Genomic DNA, 15,230 nt, shown 5'->3' with positions numbered 1-15,230 from the left:
ATCAAATTAAGCCCAGGAATGATCATGGCCAGCAAATCGATCGACAACGCCTTTACCGCCACCGCTCTTCGTGGCGCGGCGACTGATCCGACCTACGCCGGTGTGCTCTCTTTCATGCGGCGCAAATATTCGAAGGCGCTCGACGGCGTCGATGCCGTGGTGCTCGGCATTCCCTTCGATGCGGCCGTCTCCAACCGCCCGGGCGCGCGCTTCGGGCCGCAGGCGATCCGGCGGGCCTCGGCGATCTTCGACAATGATCCGCAATATCCGTTCGCCCGCGATCTCTTCGAGCAGATGGCTGCCATCGACTATGGCGACGTGCTGCTCGACTACGGCAATCACCAGGAGACACCCGCGCGGATCGAGGCGCAGGCGGCTGAAATCATTGCTTCCGGCGCCTATCTGCTCGGGCTCGGCGGCGACCATTTCGTCACGTGGCCACTTCTGAAGGCACATGCCGCAAAACACGGGCCGCTGGCGCTCGTCCATTTCGATGCGCATCAGGACACCTGGGACGACGACGGCCAGCGGATCGACCACGGCTCCTTCGTCTGCCGGGCGGTTCGCGAAGGGGTCATCGATCCCTCTGCCTCGATCCAGATTGGCATCCGGACCGAGGCGCCGGAGGATTTTGGAATCAAGATTATTCCGGGCTACGAGGTGGAGGACATGAGCGCCCAAGCAATCGCCGACCAGATCCTCTCCCATGTCGGCAACCGTCCCTGCTACCTCACCTTCGATATCGACTGTCTCGATCCGGCCTTTGCACCAGGAACCGGCACGCCGGTCGCAGGCGGCCCCTCCTCTGCTAAGATGCTGTCGGTCTTGCGCAAGCTCGGTCCCCTCGACATCCGCGGCTCCGACGTGGTCGAGGTTGCGCCCGCTTATGACCATGCCGATATCACTGCCATTGCCGGTGCAACTGTCGCGATGTATATGCTGGGGCTCAAGGCCGAGCGGCTCTCCGCCTCGCGTCAACAAACTGAATCACAGAGCGGATAAAGTGATTCCGCCGAGCTTCGTAACCTTCTGAATTTGTGGACTAAAACATGAGCGCGAAAATCTTCATCGATGGCGAACACGGAACCACGGGGCTGCAGATCCGCACCCGCATGGCCGGCCGCCGCGATGTCACGCTCCTGTCGATCCCCGAAGCCGAGCGGCGCAATGCCGCGATGCGCGAGGACCTGCTGAACAGCGCCGACATCGCCATTTTATGCTTGCCGGACGATGCCTCGAAAGAGGCCGTCACCATGCTCTCGGGCAACAACAAGGTTCGGATCATCGACACCTCGACCGCCTACCGCGTCGCCGAAGACTGGGCCTATGGCTTTGCCGAAATGGACAAGGCACAGGGTGCCAAGATCAAGGCCGCCCGGCACGTGGCCAATCCCGGTTGCTATCCGACGGGGGCGATCGGTTTGATCCGGCCGCTGCGCGATGCCGGCATCCTGCCGGACGGCTATCCGGTCAGCATCAATGCTGTCTCCGGCTATACCGGCGGCGGCAAACAGCTGATCGCCCAGATGGAAGACGCCGCTCATCCGGAGCATCTGAGTGCCAACAACTTTCTCTACGGACTGCCGCTCAAGCATAAGCACGTGCCGGAGATGAAGATCCACGGGCGGCTTGACCGGGCGCCGCTGTTCTCGCCCTCCGTCGGTCGCTTCGCACAGGGCATGATCGTGCAGGTCCCGCTGTTCCTCGACGACCTCGCATCCGGCACGACGATTGAGAGCATCCACGATGCCCTCGTTGCGCATTATGCGGGTCAGGACATCGTCACCGTTGTGCCGCTCGCCGAGAGCGGCAAGCTGCCACGCGTGGATGCCGAAGAACTGGTCGGGCAAGACACGATGAAGCTGTACGTGTTCGGCACCGAAGGTGGTCCCCACGTCAATCTCGTCGCCACACTCGACAATCTCGGCAAGGGCGCGTCGGGTGCGGCCGTCCAGAACATGGATCTGATGCTGTCGGCCTAAGGCTGCGTTATCTGGGGAGAGCGTGATGCTCGATCATATCGGTCTGTCCGTGACTGACTATGCGAAGTCCAAGACATTCTATGACGCGGTGATGCCGACAATCGGCGCCGCCTGCTGCATGGTTGTGACGGCTGAAGAGACCGGCGGAACTTATGAAGGTGCCGGCTATGGTTTACAAGGTAAGCCCTCCTTCTGGATCGGCACGGGCGGGCACACCCGAGGGTCAATGCATGTCGCCTTCGTCGCTGAAAGCCGGGCGGCGGTAGACGCGTTCTACGCGGCTGCAATGGCGGCTGGTGCAACGGACAACGGTCCTCCCGGTATCCGCGCCCATTACCATCCGAATTACTACGGCGCCTTCGTCCTCGATCCCGACGGTCACAACGTAGAAGCCGTCTGTCACAAGCCTGCCTGAGGTCGCCTGGGGCTGACTGTCGCCGGCTGCTGAACGCTTCGTCAGGCAGACGTGATATCGTCTGCTCTTCCAGAGACGGCTATAGTGCACCCAAAGAGAGGTGCCATGACAGAGCAGCAACGTTTTCCCGTCTATTTCATTCCCCATGGCGGTGGCCCGTGGCCGTTCATGGAATTCGCCAAGGACGAACAGGGTCGCGGGCCGTGGGACGACCTTGGCAGCTTTCTGCGCGGTCTGGCCGACGCGGTCGGGCGCAGGCCGAAGGCGATCCTGGTTGTGTCTGGTCACTGGGAAACGGAACCGGTGCCGACGCTGAGCAGCGCCGAGCGGCCGGGTATGCTCTACGACTACTATAACTTCCCGCCGCACACTTACGAGCTGTCTTACCCGGCACCCGGCTCTCCCGCCCTTGCTGTCCGAGCCCGCGCCCTGCTTGCCGCTGCCGGCATCGATAGCGCGGAGAATGCGGAGCGCGGCTACGACCATGGCGTCTTCATTCCGCTCATGCTCGCTTATCCGGATGCGGACGTACCGGTAACCGTAATGTCGCTGAAGAATACGCTCGACGTGGCAAGCCATGTGGCGATCGGCAAGGCGCTGGAGCCGCTGCGCGACGAGGACGTGCTGATCATCGCCTCCGGCATGAGCTATCACAACATGCGGCAGTTCCGGCAGGCTGAACCCGGTCACGTGCAGGAGGCGATCCGTTTTGATGCCTGGCTGAAAGAGACCGTGGAGAGCGAAAGCCTGGAAGAACGGGTTTCGCGTCTGGCGACGTGGGACCAGAACCCGGACGCGCGTGCCTGCCATGTGCCGGATCACGACCACCTGGTGCCGTTGTTCGTCGCGGCCGGCGCCGCCGGCGATGACGCCGGACGGCAGGTCTTCCAGGGGCATTTCCTCGGCAAGCCCTATTCGGGCTTCAGGTTCGGTTGAATTAGTCGCGGACTTCCATAGCGATCGGGCGCGGACGCTCACCGTAGAAGCCGCGCAGATGCGCCACGGCGAAGGCGAGCACGATCAGCGCCATGCCCTGATGCGTCAGGCCCGCATGCAGCTGTACTTGGCTCAGAAGCGTCACGATACCAATCGTCGCCTGCAGACAGACCAGGGCGAACATCAGCACGCTGCGGCGGGCATGAGTGGACTGGGGCGCTGCCCGCAGACACTGGATCATGTGGAACAGCGCGATGGCAAACAGCACATAGGCGCCCAGCCGGTGGACGAACTGCACCGTCTTCGGGTTTTCGAACAGGTTGATCCATGCCGGCGCCTGCACGAACAGACCCTGCGGCACGATCGAGCCATCCATCAACGGCCAGGTATTGTAGCTGAAGCCGGCGTCGAGGCCGGCGACGAGTGCGCCGAGATAGATCTGCAAAAAGGTCATCGCGACCAGGATGCCGGCCACCATTCGTGCTTTTGGCGTCGGCGAGGCATCTTCGCTGTGGGGGCTGAGGCTGCGCATGATCCAGACACAGCTGGCAAAGATGAAGCAGGCCATCATCAGGTGGGTGGCCAGTCGATACTGGCTGACGTCGACACGTTCGCTGAGGCCGGACGACACCATCCACCAGCCGATGAAGCCCTGGAGAGCGCCGAGCGCGAGAACACCGACCAGCGGCAGGCGCAGGCCCGGCTCGATACGACCCCTGATCCAGAAATAGAAGAGCGGCAGCGCGAAGATCAAGCCGATCATGCGAGCGAGCAGGCGATGCGCCCATTCCCACCAGAAAATGTGCTTGAACTCGTCGAGGCTCATGCCCTTGTTGATCTGCTGATATTCCGGAATCTGGCGGTAGAGCTCAAGTTCTTGTTCCCACTCCTCGACAGAGAGCGGCGGGATGACACCGTGAACCGGCTTCCATTCGGTAATCGACAGCCCAGAATCGGTGAGGCGCGTTGCGCCGCCCACCAATACGAGACAGAACAGCGTGAAGACGACGACGCCGAGCCAGACGCGGATGGCGCGACGGTCGCTATCCACCTTGGCAATCTGGGTCCGGATTTGGGTTTCGGTTCCGATCGTCGCAGCTGTCATTCGTCAATCCTCTTTTCGCCCGTTGATTTGCATCACTCCGGTGTGCAAAACAAGCCCGCCGGTTTGCGGCAAGCGGTCGCGTCGCAAGATGACGGGCCAGTCCTAAAAGAGAGGCGTGCCATGCGGCCATCCCTGCGCTCCTTCATCGGAACGATCGCGATTATCATCATCGTTTTGCTCTATGCGCTGCTGGCGACAACGATTGCGTCTGCCACACTGGCTGAGGCTCCCTGGTGGGGTCACCTCCTTTACTTCGTCCTGTCCGGCGTCTTGTGGATCGTGCCGGCCATGCTGATCATCAAGTGGATGGCGGGACCGGCGCGCAAGTAGGGCACCTTTACCAGCTGTTTACCGCGTTCCGGTTCGATCGACCGGAAATGGCCTTCCGATAACCGTTTCTTGCAGAAGCCGGCACTAGCTTCGGCTCGCGCGCAGGCAAAACGGACGGGAGACCCGCATGCGGGAACTGACATCGAAGACCATGACTGTCTTTGCAGGGCAGATGGCCATTCCCGACTCTGTCGTGCCGGGCCGTTCCACCGACGTGCTTGCAAGCATCAGTGGCGCCCCGCGCCTTTCCATCACCGTCCACAACGACATGAAGGCGGTGGAGCGTGTCTGGCGCCAGCTGGAGGCCGATCCCTGGAACTCGATGCACCAGGCTTTCAACTGGTGCTATGCCTGGGTCCAGACGCATGACAGCCCGGTCGCGATCGTCGAGGGCAAGATCGACGGCGTTCCCGCCTTCATCCTGCCGCTCGAGATCGAAAGCCATGCCATGGTGCGCACGGCGCAATTCATCGGCAGCGCCTTCACCAATTACAACAGCGGACTTTTCACCGCCGATTTTCGTCGCCAAGCCCGGCACCTGCCGATGTCAACCCTCAGCCACCAGCTGGCGCAAGCCCTTACCGGCCGAGCCGACCTAGTCCGGCTCACCCATGTGCCGCTCGACTGGCGTGACGAGCGCCACCCCTTCAGCGACTTCAACTCGGTCAGGAACCCGAACTCCGCCTTCCAGGTCCGGCTCGGGACGGACATGGAAGCGACGATCGCACCGCTCAACGCCAAGGCACGCCGGAAGAAATTTCGCTCCCAGGTCCGCAAGATGGACGCCGTAGGCGGGTTCGAGCATGTGCGTGCCACCAGTCCGGGCGACAAGACCGCGCTTCTCGACACCTTCTTTCGTCAGAAGGCAGCCCGTTTCGCGGCGCAAGGATTGCCGAATGTCTTCCAGGCTGCCGAGACGCAAGCCTTTTTCCATATGGCGCTCGAAATGGATCGAGGCGGGAACGACGTGCCGCTTGAAATGCACGCGCTGCGGCTCAAAGGTGAGCATTCCGGCAAGATCGCAGCGATAGCAGGTCTGTCGCGCAAGGGCGATCACGTCATATGCCAGTTCGGCTCGATCGATGACACCTTCATGCCCGAAGCGAGCCCGGGCGAGTTGCTTTTCTGGCTGATGATCGAGCGGGCGGCGCTTACAGGTGCCGCCGTCTTCGATTTCGGCATCGGCGACCAGGACTACAAGCGGCGCTGGTGCCGAAACCCGACGGAGCATCACGACTTGATGATAGCCATCACGCCGGTCGGCCGGCTCGCGGAATGGCTATTCAAGGGAATGACTCGTGCGAAAGCCGGGATCAAGAACAACGCCACGCTTTATTCCACCCTCCAGCGCATCCGGGCTCTTGGCTCGAAGAACCCTGCCGCCGTAGTCCCTATCAGCGACGAGCAGTAACCGCTGGGGCTCTTAGGCCGCCCTGCGGCGCGGACCATTGACCTTCGGCCGAACCGACATCAAGACCAGATCATCATAACCGACCTCCTGGAAGGCGCGCATTATATCCGCCAGTTCACGGGCATCCGGTTCAGGTGCCGATAGAATGATCTCGTGTTTGCCGTTGCGGCTGAGCCGAGCGAGACCATTGGCTTCCGCCGGACCGCATTCGACCAGTACGAGATCATAGGCATCCGCCAGAGCGTCGACGATCATCGAGAGGCGGTCGGCGCCCCGCATGGCCTGGCGCACGTCCGCGTTGCCTTGCGGAATGATGTCGGCGGTCGAGCTACGGTCAGGGTGGATGCAATCGGCAAAGGCCGCTTCGCCGGTCAAGAGATCGGTGATGCCGGGCAGATCGGCCCAGGCAGTCATCATCTGGCTCGGCCAGGCGGAGCCCGTCATATCGATCAAGACAACGCGCCGCCCGCGGCCCGCCACTTCTCGTGCCAGCGCGACAGTGCCAGCGGAACCATCGTCACCCGAGGGAGAAATCGCGAACGCCGCGCGGGTCCCCTGCTCCAGCAGGTAATCGGCAACGGATGTGGCGGAGAAGTCGTCTTCGCCTTCGTCAGCCGTTTCGCTGGCCTCAACCGGACCGGCAACGTCCTCATCTGTTTCTTGCCCGACGACAGGAGCCTGCTCTGCCTCTTCGGTCAGATCCAGCAGGCTTGCCGGCTTTGCTGGAGCTGTTGCAACGGCCAGTGCCGGGGCAGGAGCGAGGACCGCGGCCGGTGCGACATCATCAGCGAGATCCGCCTCGGCGGCGGCGTGCATATCCTCATCCTCAAATTCCACGTCGCGTTCATGGTCGCGCGCGTAAGAACCGGCAGCGGGGCGCAGGGCGCGACCGCTGAACAGTTCCATCAGCATGACGATCACGCAGGACAGGATCAAGGTGGCAACAGCTGAGACGATGGTCATCGGAAGGATCTTGGGGAAGCTCGCCTCCTGCGGCGGGACGGCGCGCGAGATAACGCGGGCGTCGGCCGGGCTCGAATCCTTGTCGAGGCGTGATGAAGCCTCGCGGTAGCGCGCCAGATAGGTTTCCAGCAGCTGACGCTGGGCGGCCGCTTCGCGCTCCAGCGACTTCAGGCCGACTTCATCCTCACCGGCGCGGGCAGTGTCGGCCTTGACGCTGTTCATCTGGGAAATCAGCTGCGTTTCGCGCTCGCGGGCAACAGCCGCTTCGTTCTCAAGACCGGCGGCAACCTTCAAGGCTTCGACACGGATCTGGTCACGTAGACTGGCCAGTTGCGCACGCAGCGATTTCATCTGCGGGTGCCCGTCGAGCAGCCGTGTCGAAAGATCGGATATCTGTGCCTGGATCTGCGATTCAGCCGTACGCAGGCGCTGGATCGATTCCGAGCGACTGACTGCGTCGATGGTGTCGGTCGACCTTCCTGCCTTGATTGCGGCCTTGAGGTTCTCGGCAGTCGCTTCGGCATTGGCCCGTTCGCCGCGGACGCGAGCGAGTTCGGTGGAGATGTCGGACAACTGCTTGCTGCTGAAGGATTGGTCGGAGCCGAGCGACATCAAGCCGGCATTGGAGCGATACTCCGCCACCTTCTGCTCTGCCTCCCGGACCTTCTCCCGCAGGTTGGCGATTTCGGTTTCCAGCCAGCGGACTGCTTCGGAATTGCTGTCAAGCTTGGCGCCGCTCTGCAAGGAGCGATAGACGTCAGTGATCGCATTGGGCACGTCGGCGGCAAGTTGCGGGTCTTTGGACGCGAATTCGATCCCAATCACACGGGATTTTTCGACCTGATAGACGGAAAGCTTTTCCTTGAACGCCTTCAGCACCCGCTCTTCCGGCGGAAGGTCGAGAGGATTCTTTGTAAGACCGAACAGAACTAGAAAATCGGTGATGGCAGAGGGGCTGGATTCAGGGTCGAACTCAGGCCGCTCGTGCAAATTGAGGTCACGGGCCACCTGCTTGATCAGGTCGACCGACTGCAGGAGCTGAACCTGGCTGACCACATTCAGTTCGTCGGGCATCGGTTCGACCGTCGATGCGTTCGGGCCGGATGCTGAAAAACTCGGCTCGCGCGGCTCGATCAGCAGCATCGCATTGCTTTTGTAAGTGGGCGCGATCGCGTGCGCGCCGACGAAAGCCAGCACGCCGACGAGTGCCGTCGTGGTGAGGATGATCCCTTTCCGTTGCCACACGGCACGGAAAAACTGCGCCAGGTCGATATCGACGTCCTGCTGATCACGGTCCAAACTCGGCATCACACACTCCCGGGGCTTTGTCCGTGCAATCGTAAAGGATCATGGTAACTCAAGGGTTAATCGCAAGTGGTGCAACCTAACGCCTTCCCTCATCTCACCTCAGGGTGAAATGCGCGGTCTGCCGTTTACCGGGCATTAACCCTAACCGTTCGATAACGAGACAACGAAACGGGTTCAATCGGGGGCGCGACTGCGCATGGCCATGGTGGGGAAACACGCGGTACTTCTGGTCGCAGGCGCACTTCTGTCCGCCAGCCTGGCTGGTTGCGCCGGTTATCGCCCTGCGCCGAAGGTCTTTCACGAGGCCACGATCCAGCCCTATCGCCTCGATAGCGGCGACCGGTTGCGCGTCACCGTATTCGAGCAGCCGAGCCTGACCAACACCTACACCGTTGACCAGGCGGGCTACATCGCTTTCCCGCTCGTCGGCCAGGTCGCCGCCCGCGGCGCAACACTGACCCAGCTTGAGGGCGTGCTCGCCCAGAAGCTGAAGCAAGGCTATCTGCGCGATCCAGACGTTACCATCGAGATCGACCGCTATCGTTCGATCTTCGTCATGGGTGAAGTCGGACAGCCGGGCCAGTATGCTTACGTCCCGGGCATGACCATTCTCAACGCCATCGCCGTGTCCGGCGGTTTCACAGGCCGTTCGAACCAGCGTGACGTGGACGTGACGCGCAAGATCAACGGTCAGATCATCACCGGCCGCGTGCCGATCACCGACCCCATCCTTGCAGGCGACACCATTTACGTGCGCGAACGGCTTTTCTGATCGATGTCAGACAAGCGGCCTTTGCGCATCGTCCATTGCTTTCGATCACCCGTGGGCGGCATCTTTCGCCATGTCCGCGATCTCGCCGAACATCACAGCCAGGCTGGCCATCAAGTCGGCATCGTCTGCGACAGCTCCACCGGAAGCGAGCACGAAGACAAGCTTTTCGTGCAAATCATGCCCTATCTGTCGCTCGGGCTGGAGCGCCTGCCCATCCAGCGCTCAGTCAGCCTGAGCGATCTGGCGGCACTGAAAGACTGCTACAACCATATCAAGGCATTGCAGCCTGACATCTTGCACGGACACGGCGCCAAGGGCGGCGTGATCGCGCGGGTCATCGGCTCGATCCTGCGGGTTCAAAGGTATCGCGTGGCCCGCCTCTATTCCCCGCATGGCGGAAGCCTGCATTTCCGCTCCCGCACGCTGTCAGGCGAAACCGTCTTCATGGCAGAGCGCATTCTGGAGCGCGGCACGGAGGCGATCTCCTTCGTCTGTGACTACGAGCGCGCCACCTATGAGACGAAGATCGGCAAGCCCCATTGCGATGCCGTCCGCATCTATAACGGAATCAGCGACCGTGACTTCGGCGCGGTGCCCCGGTCGGCCAATGGCGCGGACTTCGTCTATATCGGCATGTTGCGCGACATGAAGGGACCTGATGTCTTCATCGAAGCCTTTGATCAGATGGAACGGCGACTGGGCAGGCCCCTCAGCGCCCGCATTATCGGCGACGGTCCGGACGAACAGAAATACAGGCGCATGCTCAACGAAAGAGGCTTGTCGGACCGCATAACGATGCTTCCTGCCATGCCTGTCAGAGACGCGTTTGCGATGGCCGATATCGTCGTCATTCCCTCGCGCGCCGAAGCAATGCCCTATATCGTGCTGGAAGCGCTCGCGGCGGAGAAGACGGTTATTGCGTCACGGGTCGGCGGTATCCCGGAAATCCTCGGCAGCGACAGTGCGGCCCTGGTGGAACCCGGCAATCCGGCAGCCCTGGCCGCCGTGATGGCAACTGCCCTCACCTCGGCGGACTGGTCGCGGCGAACCATGCCTGAGCGCGAAGGCTTCCGCAGGCGCTTTTCCGCCTCCGTTATGGCCGCACAGGTCGAAGACCTTTATCAGCGCCATCTCCCGTAAGCCCTGACAGACACGCAGATGATGTGCCGTCGCGGCACATGTTTCACCTCGATTTCAGACGGCGCTAAAGCGTTTCTTAGGACCTTGTCGCTAATCCTTGTGCGCACCCATGTGCGAGGTGTGCGAGGGATCCCGATGAACAAGGTCGACAAACCGGACGCTTTCGATCTCGAGGCGCTCCGCCGCAAGCCGGCATTGAATGCCGATGGCACGACATCCAGCGAACCAAAAGCAGAAGTGAGCGCCCTGGCGCGCCAGATCGCCTCGCAATATGCCGTTGCCAACTATTCGCCGTCGATCGTCATCGGCCAGTTGCGCTTCCTGGAATTCTTCAGCCTTTTTGCCATCGCGCTTGCAGCCAATTATTTCATGGCGCTTGAACCCGGCCCTCATTTCGTCCTGAGCGCAGTCAGCGGTTTTGGCGGTGCCTTGCTGGCCCTGGCATTCATGCAGGCAAGCGACTGCTACCATGTCTCCATTCTGCGCACGCCGATGCGCTCGATTGCGCGCGTTCTCATAAGCTGGACCGTGGCTGTTGCGCTCACCTCGCTCGCCACTCTGCTATTCGGCGATTTCGACGTCAAATATCCGAGTACCCTCACCGTCTGGTTCGTCGTCGGTGGCGCCTTCCTCGTCATCGAACGCAACCTGATCGGTTTTGCCATTCGTCGCTGGGGCCGTAACGGCGTGATGGAACGTCGAGCCGTGATCGTCGGTGGCGGCAAGCCGGCCAAGGATCTGATCCGGGCGCTCGAACAGCAGCCGGAAAACGACATCCGCATTTGCGGTATCTTCGACGACCGTAATTCGCAGCGCTCGCCGGACGTCGTTGCCGGCTATCCCAAGCTCGGCACGGTGGCGGAGCTCGTAGAATTCGCCCGGCTCGCGCATATCGACATGCTGATCATCTCGCTCCCGCTCAGCGCCGAAGCGCGCATCATGGAGCTCTTGCGCATGCTCTGGGTCCTGCCGGTCGATGTGCGTCTGGCCGCCCATTCCAACAACCTGCGCTTTCGCCCCCGTTCCTATTCCCATGTCGGCGCGGTTCCGCTGCTCGACATCCTCGACAAGCCGATCCGCGACTGGGATTCGGTTGCCAAACGCGCCTTCGACATCGTGTTCAGTCTGCTTGCCCTCGTGCTTCTGTGGCCGGTCTTCATCGGCACGGCGATCGCCGTGAAGACGACGTCCAAGGGGCCGGTCTTCTTTGTCCAGAAGCGGCACGGCTTCAACAACGAAGTCATCAACGTCCTGAAGTTCCGCTCGATGTATACCGAGATGAGCGACCCGACGGCGAAGAACGCCGTGACGAAAAACGATCCGCGCGTGACGAAGGTCGGGCGCTTCATCCGCAAGACCTCGATCGACGAGCTGCCGCAGATCTTCAACGTGCTGCGTGGCGACCTCTCGCTTGTGGGCCCCCGCCCGCATGCCGTGCTCGGCCAGACGCGCGACAAGACCTATGGCGAGATCGTTGAGGGTTATTTCGCCCGCCACCGGGTGAAACCAGGCGTCACCGGCTGGGCCCAGATCAATGGCTGGCGCGGCGAGATCGACACGGACGAGAAAATCAAGTTCCGTACCGCCTTCGACCTCTACTACATCGAGAACTGGTCGCTCTGGTTCGACCTGAAGATCCTGTTCCTCACCCCGATCAAGCTTCTCAATACGGAAAATGCCTATTGAGCGCGATCGTCGACCAGAGCCCTGCCCTTCCCCGGATGCAGGTCGCGGCCCTGCAGATGGTCGTGTCCTGGGTGCTGGGGTTCGGTGTCTTCCTCTCCGGCTTCGTCATTTCCGAGCCGGCACCCTATGAACTGCTGATGGTCGGACAGGTGGCGCTTTGGTTTCTGTTCGGGCTGCGCATCTCTCGGACCGTTGCGCCGCTGCTCGCCCTGCTCCTGACCTTCAACATCGGCGGCATGCTGGCGCTGACCGTGATGCAGGACATCCTGACGGAGCAGTTCCTCTATATCTTCGTTTCGATCTTTCTCGCGCTGACAGCGGTGTTTTATGCCGCCGTCATCGAGGACCGCCACCAGCGGCTGGTGCTGATCTTCCGCGCTTGGGTGGTGGCCGCCATCCTGACCGGCATGCTTGGTATCCTCGGCTACTTCCACGCCTTTCCGGGCGCGGAAGTCTTTACCCGCTACGACCGGGCGATGGGCGCCTTTCAGGATCCGAACGTCTTCGGCCCCTTCCTCGTCGCGCCCATGCTCTACCTCCTCTACGGCCTGCTGAAGGGCAAGCTTTCGCAGTCGCCGCTGCGCCTTGCGGGCATTCTGATCATCGCCTTTGCCGTGTTCCTGTCGTTTTCCCGTGCGGCCTGGGGGCTCTTCCTGTTTTCCGCCATGGCACTAATCTTCATCATGCTGCTGAAGGAGCGGAGCAACGCCTTCCGCCTGAAGATCCTGATGCTGTCGGTCGCTGCTGTCGGCGTTATGGTGATGGCGCTGGTCGTGGCATTGCAGTTCGAAAAGGTACGCGATCTGTTCCTGGCGCGCACCCAGCTCGTCCAAGACTACGACGGCGGTCATCTCGGTCGCTTCGAACGTCATCGCCTCGGCTTCCAGATGGCGATGGAGCGTCCGCTCGGCATCGGGCCGATGATGTTCGGCAAGATCTTTCCCGAGGACGAACACAATATCTGGCTGAAATCGCTGATGACCTATGGCTGGGTCGGCTTCGTTTCCTACATCTCGCTGATCGCCTGGACGTTCTGCATGGGCTTCCGCTACCTGTTGCGCGACCGGCCCTGGCAACCCTATCTGATGATCGCCTGGATCGTGCTTGTCGGACACATGTTGATTGGCAATGTCATCGACACCGACCACTGGCGACACTTCTATCTCGTGCTGGGCATCGTCTGGGGCTGCTGTGCACTCGAACACCGCTATCAGAAACAGATCGTGCGCCGCCGCGCTGGCGGAACGATGCCGCCTCAAGCTATCGGCCGGCGTTGATCTGCCAAGCCAGGCGCTCCCATCGAAGCCTTGATCCTGCAGCCGGCTGCGCCATATTCGATCTATGATCACACCAGCCCAGATACGCGCTGCCCGCGCAATGCTCGACCTGACGATCGAACGGCTTTCCCAGGAGAGTGGGATTTCGGCGTTGCTGATCCTGCAGATCGAATCCGGCAATGGATACGAAGCAGGCCCGTCCGATCACCTCGCCCTCAGACAGGCACTGGAGCGGCTTGGCGTGTTGTTCCTTTCCTCAGGTGAAGCCGGTCCCGGCGGCGCCGGTTTAAGGCTCGCTGCCGCTGACCACCAGGAAGGCATGCGTCCGGAAGAACTCAACTCCACCAACAATGATTGACTATTTCTCATAAGCTGGTGGAACAATATCCCGGTTAAACACTTTCCTGCCTGACATAACCAGACAGGAGAATTTCATGAGCCGGAACAATGGCCTCTACTTGATCATCGGTGCCCTCATCGTCGCCGTCATCGGACTGGGCATCTACGTCTATCAGGAGGAGCGCAAGCCGGATGGCGTGGAACTCCGCATCGGCGAGAACGGCGTTTCGGTTGAGCAGAACTGACCGTGCGACTGCGTCAGACGCGGCGTATGAAACTTTCATAGAATTGCTTGGGGGCGCTGTTTGCGCCCTCAAGCATATAGGGCTGCCGCCCGGACGTACCACGCTTGAGCGGAACCGGCAGACCGTGGTCGAGATCATCGATGATCCGGTATTCGACCAGCACCTTGCCTTTCTCATCCTTCCAGACGATCCAGCTTCCGTCAGCAACGGATATCTCCGTCCCTGCCTCGCGCTCAAGACCGTATACATCCAGCCATTGCGCAAGGGTCGCCTCGGCATTGGCAACCGCCACGACGCTGTCGGCACGCCCGTGCCAGATGGACACGGCTAGGCGCCCCTCCGCGCCTTCGGCGCGGACGGAACGCACGAGATCGCCCCATTCCTTCGGCGAGCGACTGGCCCCTGATCTCATCACATGCAGGGCCGACATCGCATCGCGCGCTGCCCCATAGGGCAGGCCTCCGACAATTTGTCCTGCAGCGAAGGCCTCCGGATAAGTCGCGAGGAGCGCCCCGGCCATGGCGCCACCGGCAGAAAGCCCCTGAACAAAGATGCGGCTGGAGGGAATGTTGTGGCGACGGGCGCAGTTGTCCACCATCTGGCGAATCGACATCAGTTCTCCGCGGTCACGCGCCACGGAACTTGGCCGGAACCAGTTGAAGCAGAGGTTGTGGTTGTTCTCCCTGGTCTGCTCCGGATAGAGCAGCACGAAGCCCTTGTCACGAGCCATGCGGCTCCAGCCGCTGCCCTTGTCGAACTGCTGCGCCGTCTGCAGACAGCCGTGGAGAACCACCACCAAAGTCGGTGGGTCGCGCTTAAGAGCCGGCACGAACTCGAACATCCGCAGGCGCCCGGGATTGCTGCCGAAAGCGTGGACTTCGACCAGCGCTGCGCGGGAGGCTGCGGGACGCGCCTTCGCTTTGGGCGCGGTCCTCGGGGGCTTCGCCAATCCAATTGCCGGGAAGGCGTCCTTCACCAGCTTGCGCCAACGACGCTGCCCCTTGAGAAGGGCTGACAGCGGAGACAGGGGGGTCTTGAAACGCATGGTGGCGATCTCTTTCGACTGGCGTGAAGATCGGATGTAATGCTGCGGTGCAGCATTACTAGGACGCCCGGATGACAAACCCGTCTTTCCGGTAAGATATGAAGAGAAATTTGCTGGGATATCAAGGAAGAGATTGGTCGGGGCGGCGGGATTTGAACCCACGACCCCTTGACCCCCAGTCAAGTGCGCTACCGGGCTGCGCTACGCCCCGACCTGCCTAAACGGCACGTTCCCTTTAGATAGTCAGACATGCGGGTGCAAGGGGAAAGTCGCGGG

General features: G+C 61.5%; 15 protein-coding genes and 1 tRNA gene. 12 read left to right on the top strand and 4 right to left on the bottom strand.

Annotated elements, in window-relative coordinates; translation table 11 throughout:
- The first annotated feature begins 24 nt into the window (after window positions 1–24).
- The 4 genes from speB (at window position 25) to FJQ55_RS07490 (ending at window position 3,333) form a co-directional block, all read left to right on the top strand.
- On the top strand, window positions 25–1,002 hold the full coding sequence (gene speB / locus FJQ55_RS07505; RefSeq protein ID WP_140827008.1) for an agmatinase: 978 nt from the start codon (window positions 25–27) through the stop codon (window positions 1,000–1,002).
- Between the two features lie 47 nt (window positions 1,003–1,049).
- Window positions 1,050–1,982, top strand: a complete 933-nt coding sequence (argC, locus tag FJQ55_RS07500) for an N-acetyl-gamma-glutamyl-phosphate reductase (RefSeq protein WP_140827007.1) — start codon at window positions 1,050–1,052, stop codon at window positions 1,980–1,982.
- Window positions 1,983–2,007: 25 nt separating this feature from the next.
- Complete coding sequence (locus FJQ55_RS07495) at window positions 2,008–2,397, top strand: VOC family protein (RefSeq protein WP_140827006.1); 390 nt, start codon at window positions 2,008–2,010, stop codon at window positions 2,395–2,397.
- 105 nt (window positions 2,398–2,502) lie between these two features.
- Entirely contained in the window at window positions 2,503–3,333 is an 831-nt protein-coding gene (locus FJQ55_RS07490) for a DODA-type extradiol aromatic ring-opening family dioxygenase (protein ID WP_140827005.1), read from the top strand.
- A 1-nt stretch (window position 3,334) separates the two neighbouring features.
- Here the strand turns inward: FJQ55_RS07490 and FJQ55_RS07485 are convergent, their stop codons facing one another.
- Entirely contained in the window at window positions 3,335–4,438 is a 1,104-nt protein-coding gene (locus tag FJQ55_RS07485; protein WP_140827004.1) for a COX15/CtaA family protein, read from the bottom strand.
- A 120-nt stretch (window positions 4,439–4,558) separates the two neighbouring features.
- On the opposite strand from FJQ55_RS07485, the gene FJQ55_RS07480 reads away from it, so the two are divergent.
- A complete protein-coding gene (locus FJQ55_RS07480; protein ID WP_140827003.1) occupies window positions 4,559–4,768 on the top strand; it encodes a DUF2842 domain-containing protein in 210 nt (69 codons plus the stop codon).
- 127 nt (window positions 4,769–4,895) lie between these two features.
- The gene (locus FJQ55_RS07475; RefSeq protein ID WP_246085050.1) at window positions 4,896–6,179 is read left to right on the top strand and encodes a GNAT family N-acetyltransferase; all 1,284 of its coding nucleotides are present in this window, start codon (window positions 4,896–4,898) and stop codon (window positions 6,177–6,179) included.
- A 12-nt stretch (window positions 6,180–6,191) separates the two neighbouring features.
- Here FJQ55_RS07475 and FJQ55_RS07470 read toward each other — a convergent pair whose 3' ends face one another.
- Complete coding sequence (locus tag FJQ55_RS07470; RefSeq protein ID WP_140827002.1) at window positions 6,192–8,450, bottom strand: exopolysaccharide transport family protein; 2,259 nt, start codon at window positions 8,448–8,450, stop codon at window positions 6,192–6,194.
- Window positions 8,451–8,646: 196 nt separating this feature from the next.
- Between FJQ55_RS07470 and FJQ55_RS07465 the strand changes: the two genes are divergently transcribed.
- The 6 genes from FJQ55_RS07465 to FJQ55_RS23415 all read left to right on the top strand — a co-directional run bounded on the left by FJQ55_RS07465 (window position 8,647) and on the right by FJQ55_RS23415 (window position 13,909).
- A complete protein-coding gene (locus FJQ55_RS07465) occupies window positions 8,647–9,222 on the top strand; it encodes a polysaccharide biosynthesis/export family protein (protein WP_140827001.1) in 576 nt (191 codons plus the stop codon).
- A 3-nt stretch (window positions 9,223–9,225) separates the two neighbouring features.
- On the top strand, window positions 9,226–10,362 hold the full coding sequence (locus FJQ55_RS07460; RefSeq protein WP_140827000.1) for a glycosyltransferase family 4 protein: 1,137 nt from the start codon (window positions 9,226–9,228) through the stop codon (window positions 10,360–10,362).
- 135 nt (window positions 10,363–10,497) lie between these two features.
- Window positions 10,498–12,048 (top strand): undecaprenyl-phosphate glucose phosphotransferase, encoded by a 1,551-nt coding sequence (locus FJQ55_RS07455; protein WP_140826999.1) that lies wholly within the window; start codon window positions 10,498–10,500, stop codon window positions 12,046–12,048.
- The gene (locus FJQ55_RS07450; RefSeq protein ID WP_425467508.1) at window positions 12,045–13,325 is read left to right on the top strand and encodes an O-antigen ligase family protein; all 1,281 of its coding nucleotides are present in this window, start codon (window positions 12,045–12,047) and stop codon (window positions 13,323–13,325) included. Before FJQ55_RS07455 ends, FJQ55_RS07450 begins: the two co-directional genes overlap by 4 nt.
- Before the next feature lie 64 nt (window positions 13,326–13,389).
- Window positions 13,390–13,683: a helix-turn-helix domain-containing protein gene (locus FJQ55_RS07445; protein ID WP_140826998.1), complete on the top strand. Its 294-nt coding sequence runs from the start codon at window positions 13,390–13,392 to the stop codon at window positions 13,681–13,683.
- A gap of 76 nt (window positions 13,684–13,759) precedes the next feature.
- Window positions 13,760–13,909, top strand: a complete 150-nt coding sequence (locus tag FJQ55_RS23415; protein ID WP_167507693.1) for a hypothetical protein — start codon at window positions 13,760–13,762, stop codon at window positions 13,907–13,909.
- 13 nt (window positions 13,910–13,922) lie between these two features.
- Here the strand turns inward: FJQ55_RS23415 and FJQ55_RS07440 are convergent, their stop codons facing one another.
- Both FJQ55_RS07440 and FJQ55_RS07435 read right to left on the bottom strand, forming a co-directional pair.
- The gene (locus FJQ55_RS07440) at window positions 13,923–14,954 is read right to left on the bottom strand and encodes an extracellular catalytic domain type 1 short-chain-length polyhydroxyalkanoate depolymerase (protein ID WP_140826997.1); all 1,032 of its coding nucleotides are present in this window, start codon (window positions 14,952–14,954) and stop codon (window positions 13,923–13,925) included.
- A gap of 134 nt (window positions 14,955–15,088) precedes the next feature.
- A tRNA-Pro gene (locus FJQ55_RS07435) sits at window positions 15,089–15,165 on the bottom strand.
- Between the last annotated feature and the right edge of the window lie 65 nt (window positions 15,166–15,230).

This window comes from Rhizobium glycinendophyticum (assembly GCF_006443685.1).
Lineage (GTDB): Bacteria > Pseudomonadota > Alphaproteobacteria > Rhizobiales > Rhizobiaceae > Allorhizobium > Allorhizobium glycinendophyticum.
This window is presented reverse-complemented; position numbering and strand designations above follow the sequence as displayed.

Coding starts and splice junctions, on each gene's coding strand:
- FJQ55_RS07460 (WP_140827000.1), top strand. CDS start 9,226: ATGTCAGACAAGCGGCCTTTGCGCATCGTCCATTGCTTTCGATCACCC.
- FJQ55_RS07475 (WP_246085050.1), top strand. CDS start 4,896: ATGCGGGAACTGACATCGAAGACCATGACTGTCTTTGCAGGGCAGATG.
- FJQ55_RS07470 (WP_140827002.1), bottom strand. CDS start 8,450: ATGCCGAGTTTGGACCGTGATCAGCAGGACGTCGATATCGACCTGGCG.
- FJQ55_RS07440 (WP_140826997.1), bottom strand. CDS start 14,954: ATGCGTTTCAAGACCCCCCTGTCTCCGCTGTCAGCCCTTCTCAAGGGG.
- FJQ55_RS07465 (WP_140827001.1), top strand. CDS start 8,647: ATGGCCATGGTGGGGAAACACGCGGTACTTCTGGTCGCAGGCGCACTT.
- speB (WP_140827008.1), top strand. CDS start 25: ATGGCCAGCAAATCGATCGACAACGCCTTTACCGCCACCGCTCTTCGT.
- FJQ55_RS07445 (WP_140826998.1), top strand. CDS start 13,390: ATGATCACACCAGCCCAGATACGCGCTGCCCGCGCAATGCTCGACCTG.
- FJQ55_RS07455 (WP_140826999.1), top strand. CDS start 10,498: ATGAACAAGGTCGACAAACCGGACGCTTTCGATCTCGAGGCGCTCCGC.
- FJQ55_RS23415 (WP_167507693.1), top strand. CDS start 13,760: ATGAGCCGGAACAATGGCCTCTACTTGATCATCGGTGCCCTCATCGTC.
- FJQ55_RS07495 (WP_140827006.1), top strand. CDS start 2,008: ATGCTCGATCATATCGGTCTGTCCGTGACTGACTATGCGAAGTCCAAG.
- FJQ55_RS07480 (WP_140827003.1), top strand. CDS start 4,559: ATGCGGCCATCCCTGCGCTCCTTCATCGGAACGATCGCGATTATCATC.
- FJQ55_RS07485 (WP_140827004.1), bottom strand. CDS start 4,438: ATGACAGCTGCGACGATCGGAACCGAAACCCAAATCCGGACCCAGATT.
- FJQ55_RS07490 (WP_140827005.1), top strand. CDS start 2,503: ATGACAGAGCAGCAACGTTTTCCCGTCTATTTCATTCCCCATGGCGGT.
- argC (WP_140827007.1), top strand. CDS start 1,050: ATGAGCGCGAAAATCTTCATCGATGGCGAACACGGAACCACGGGGCTG.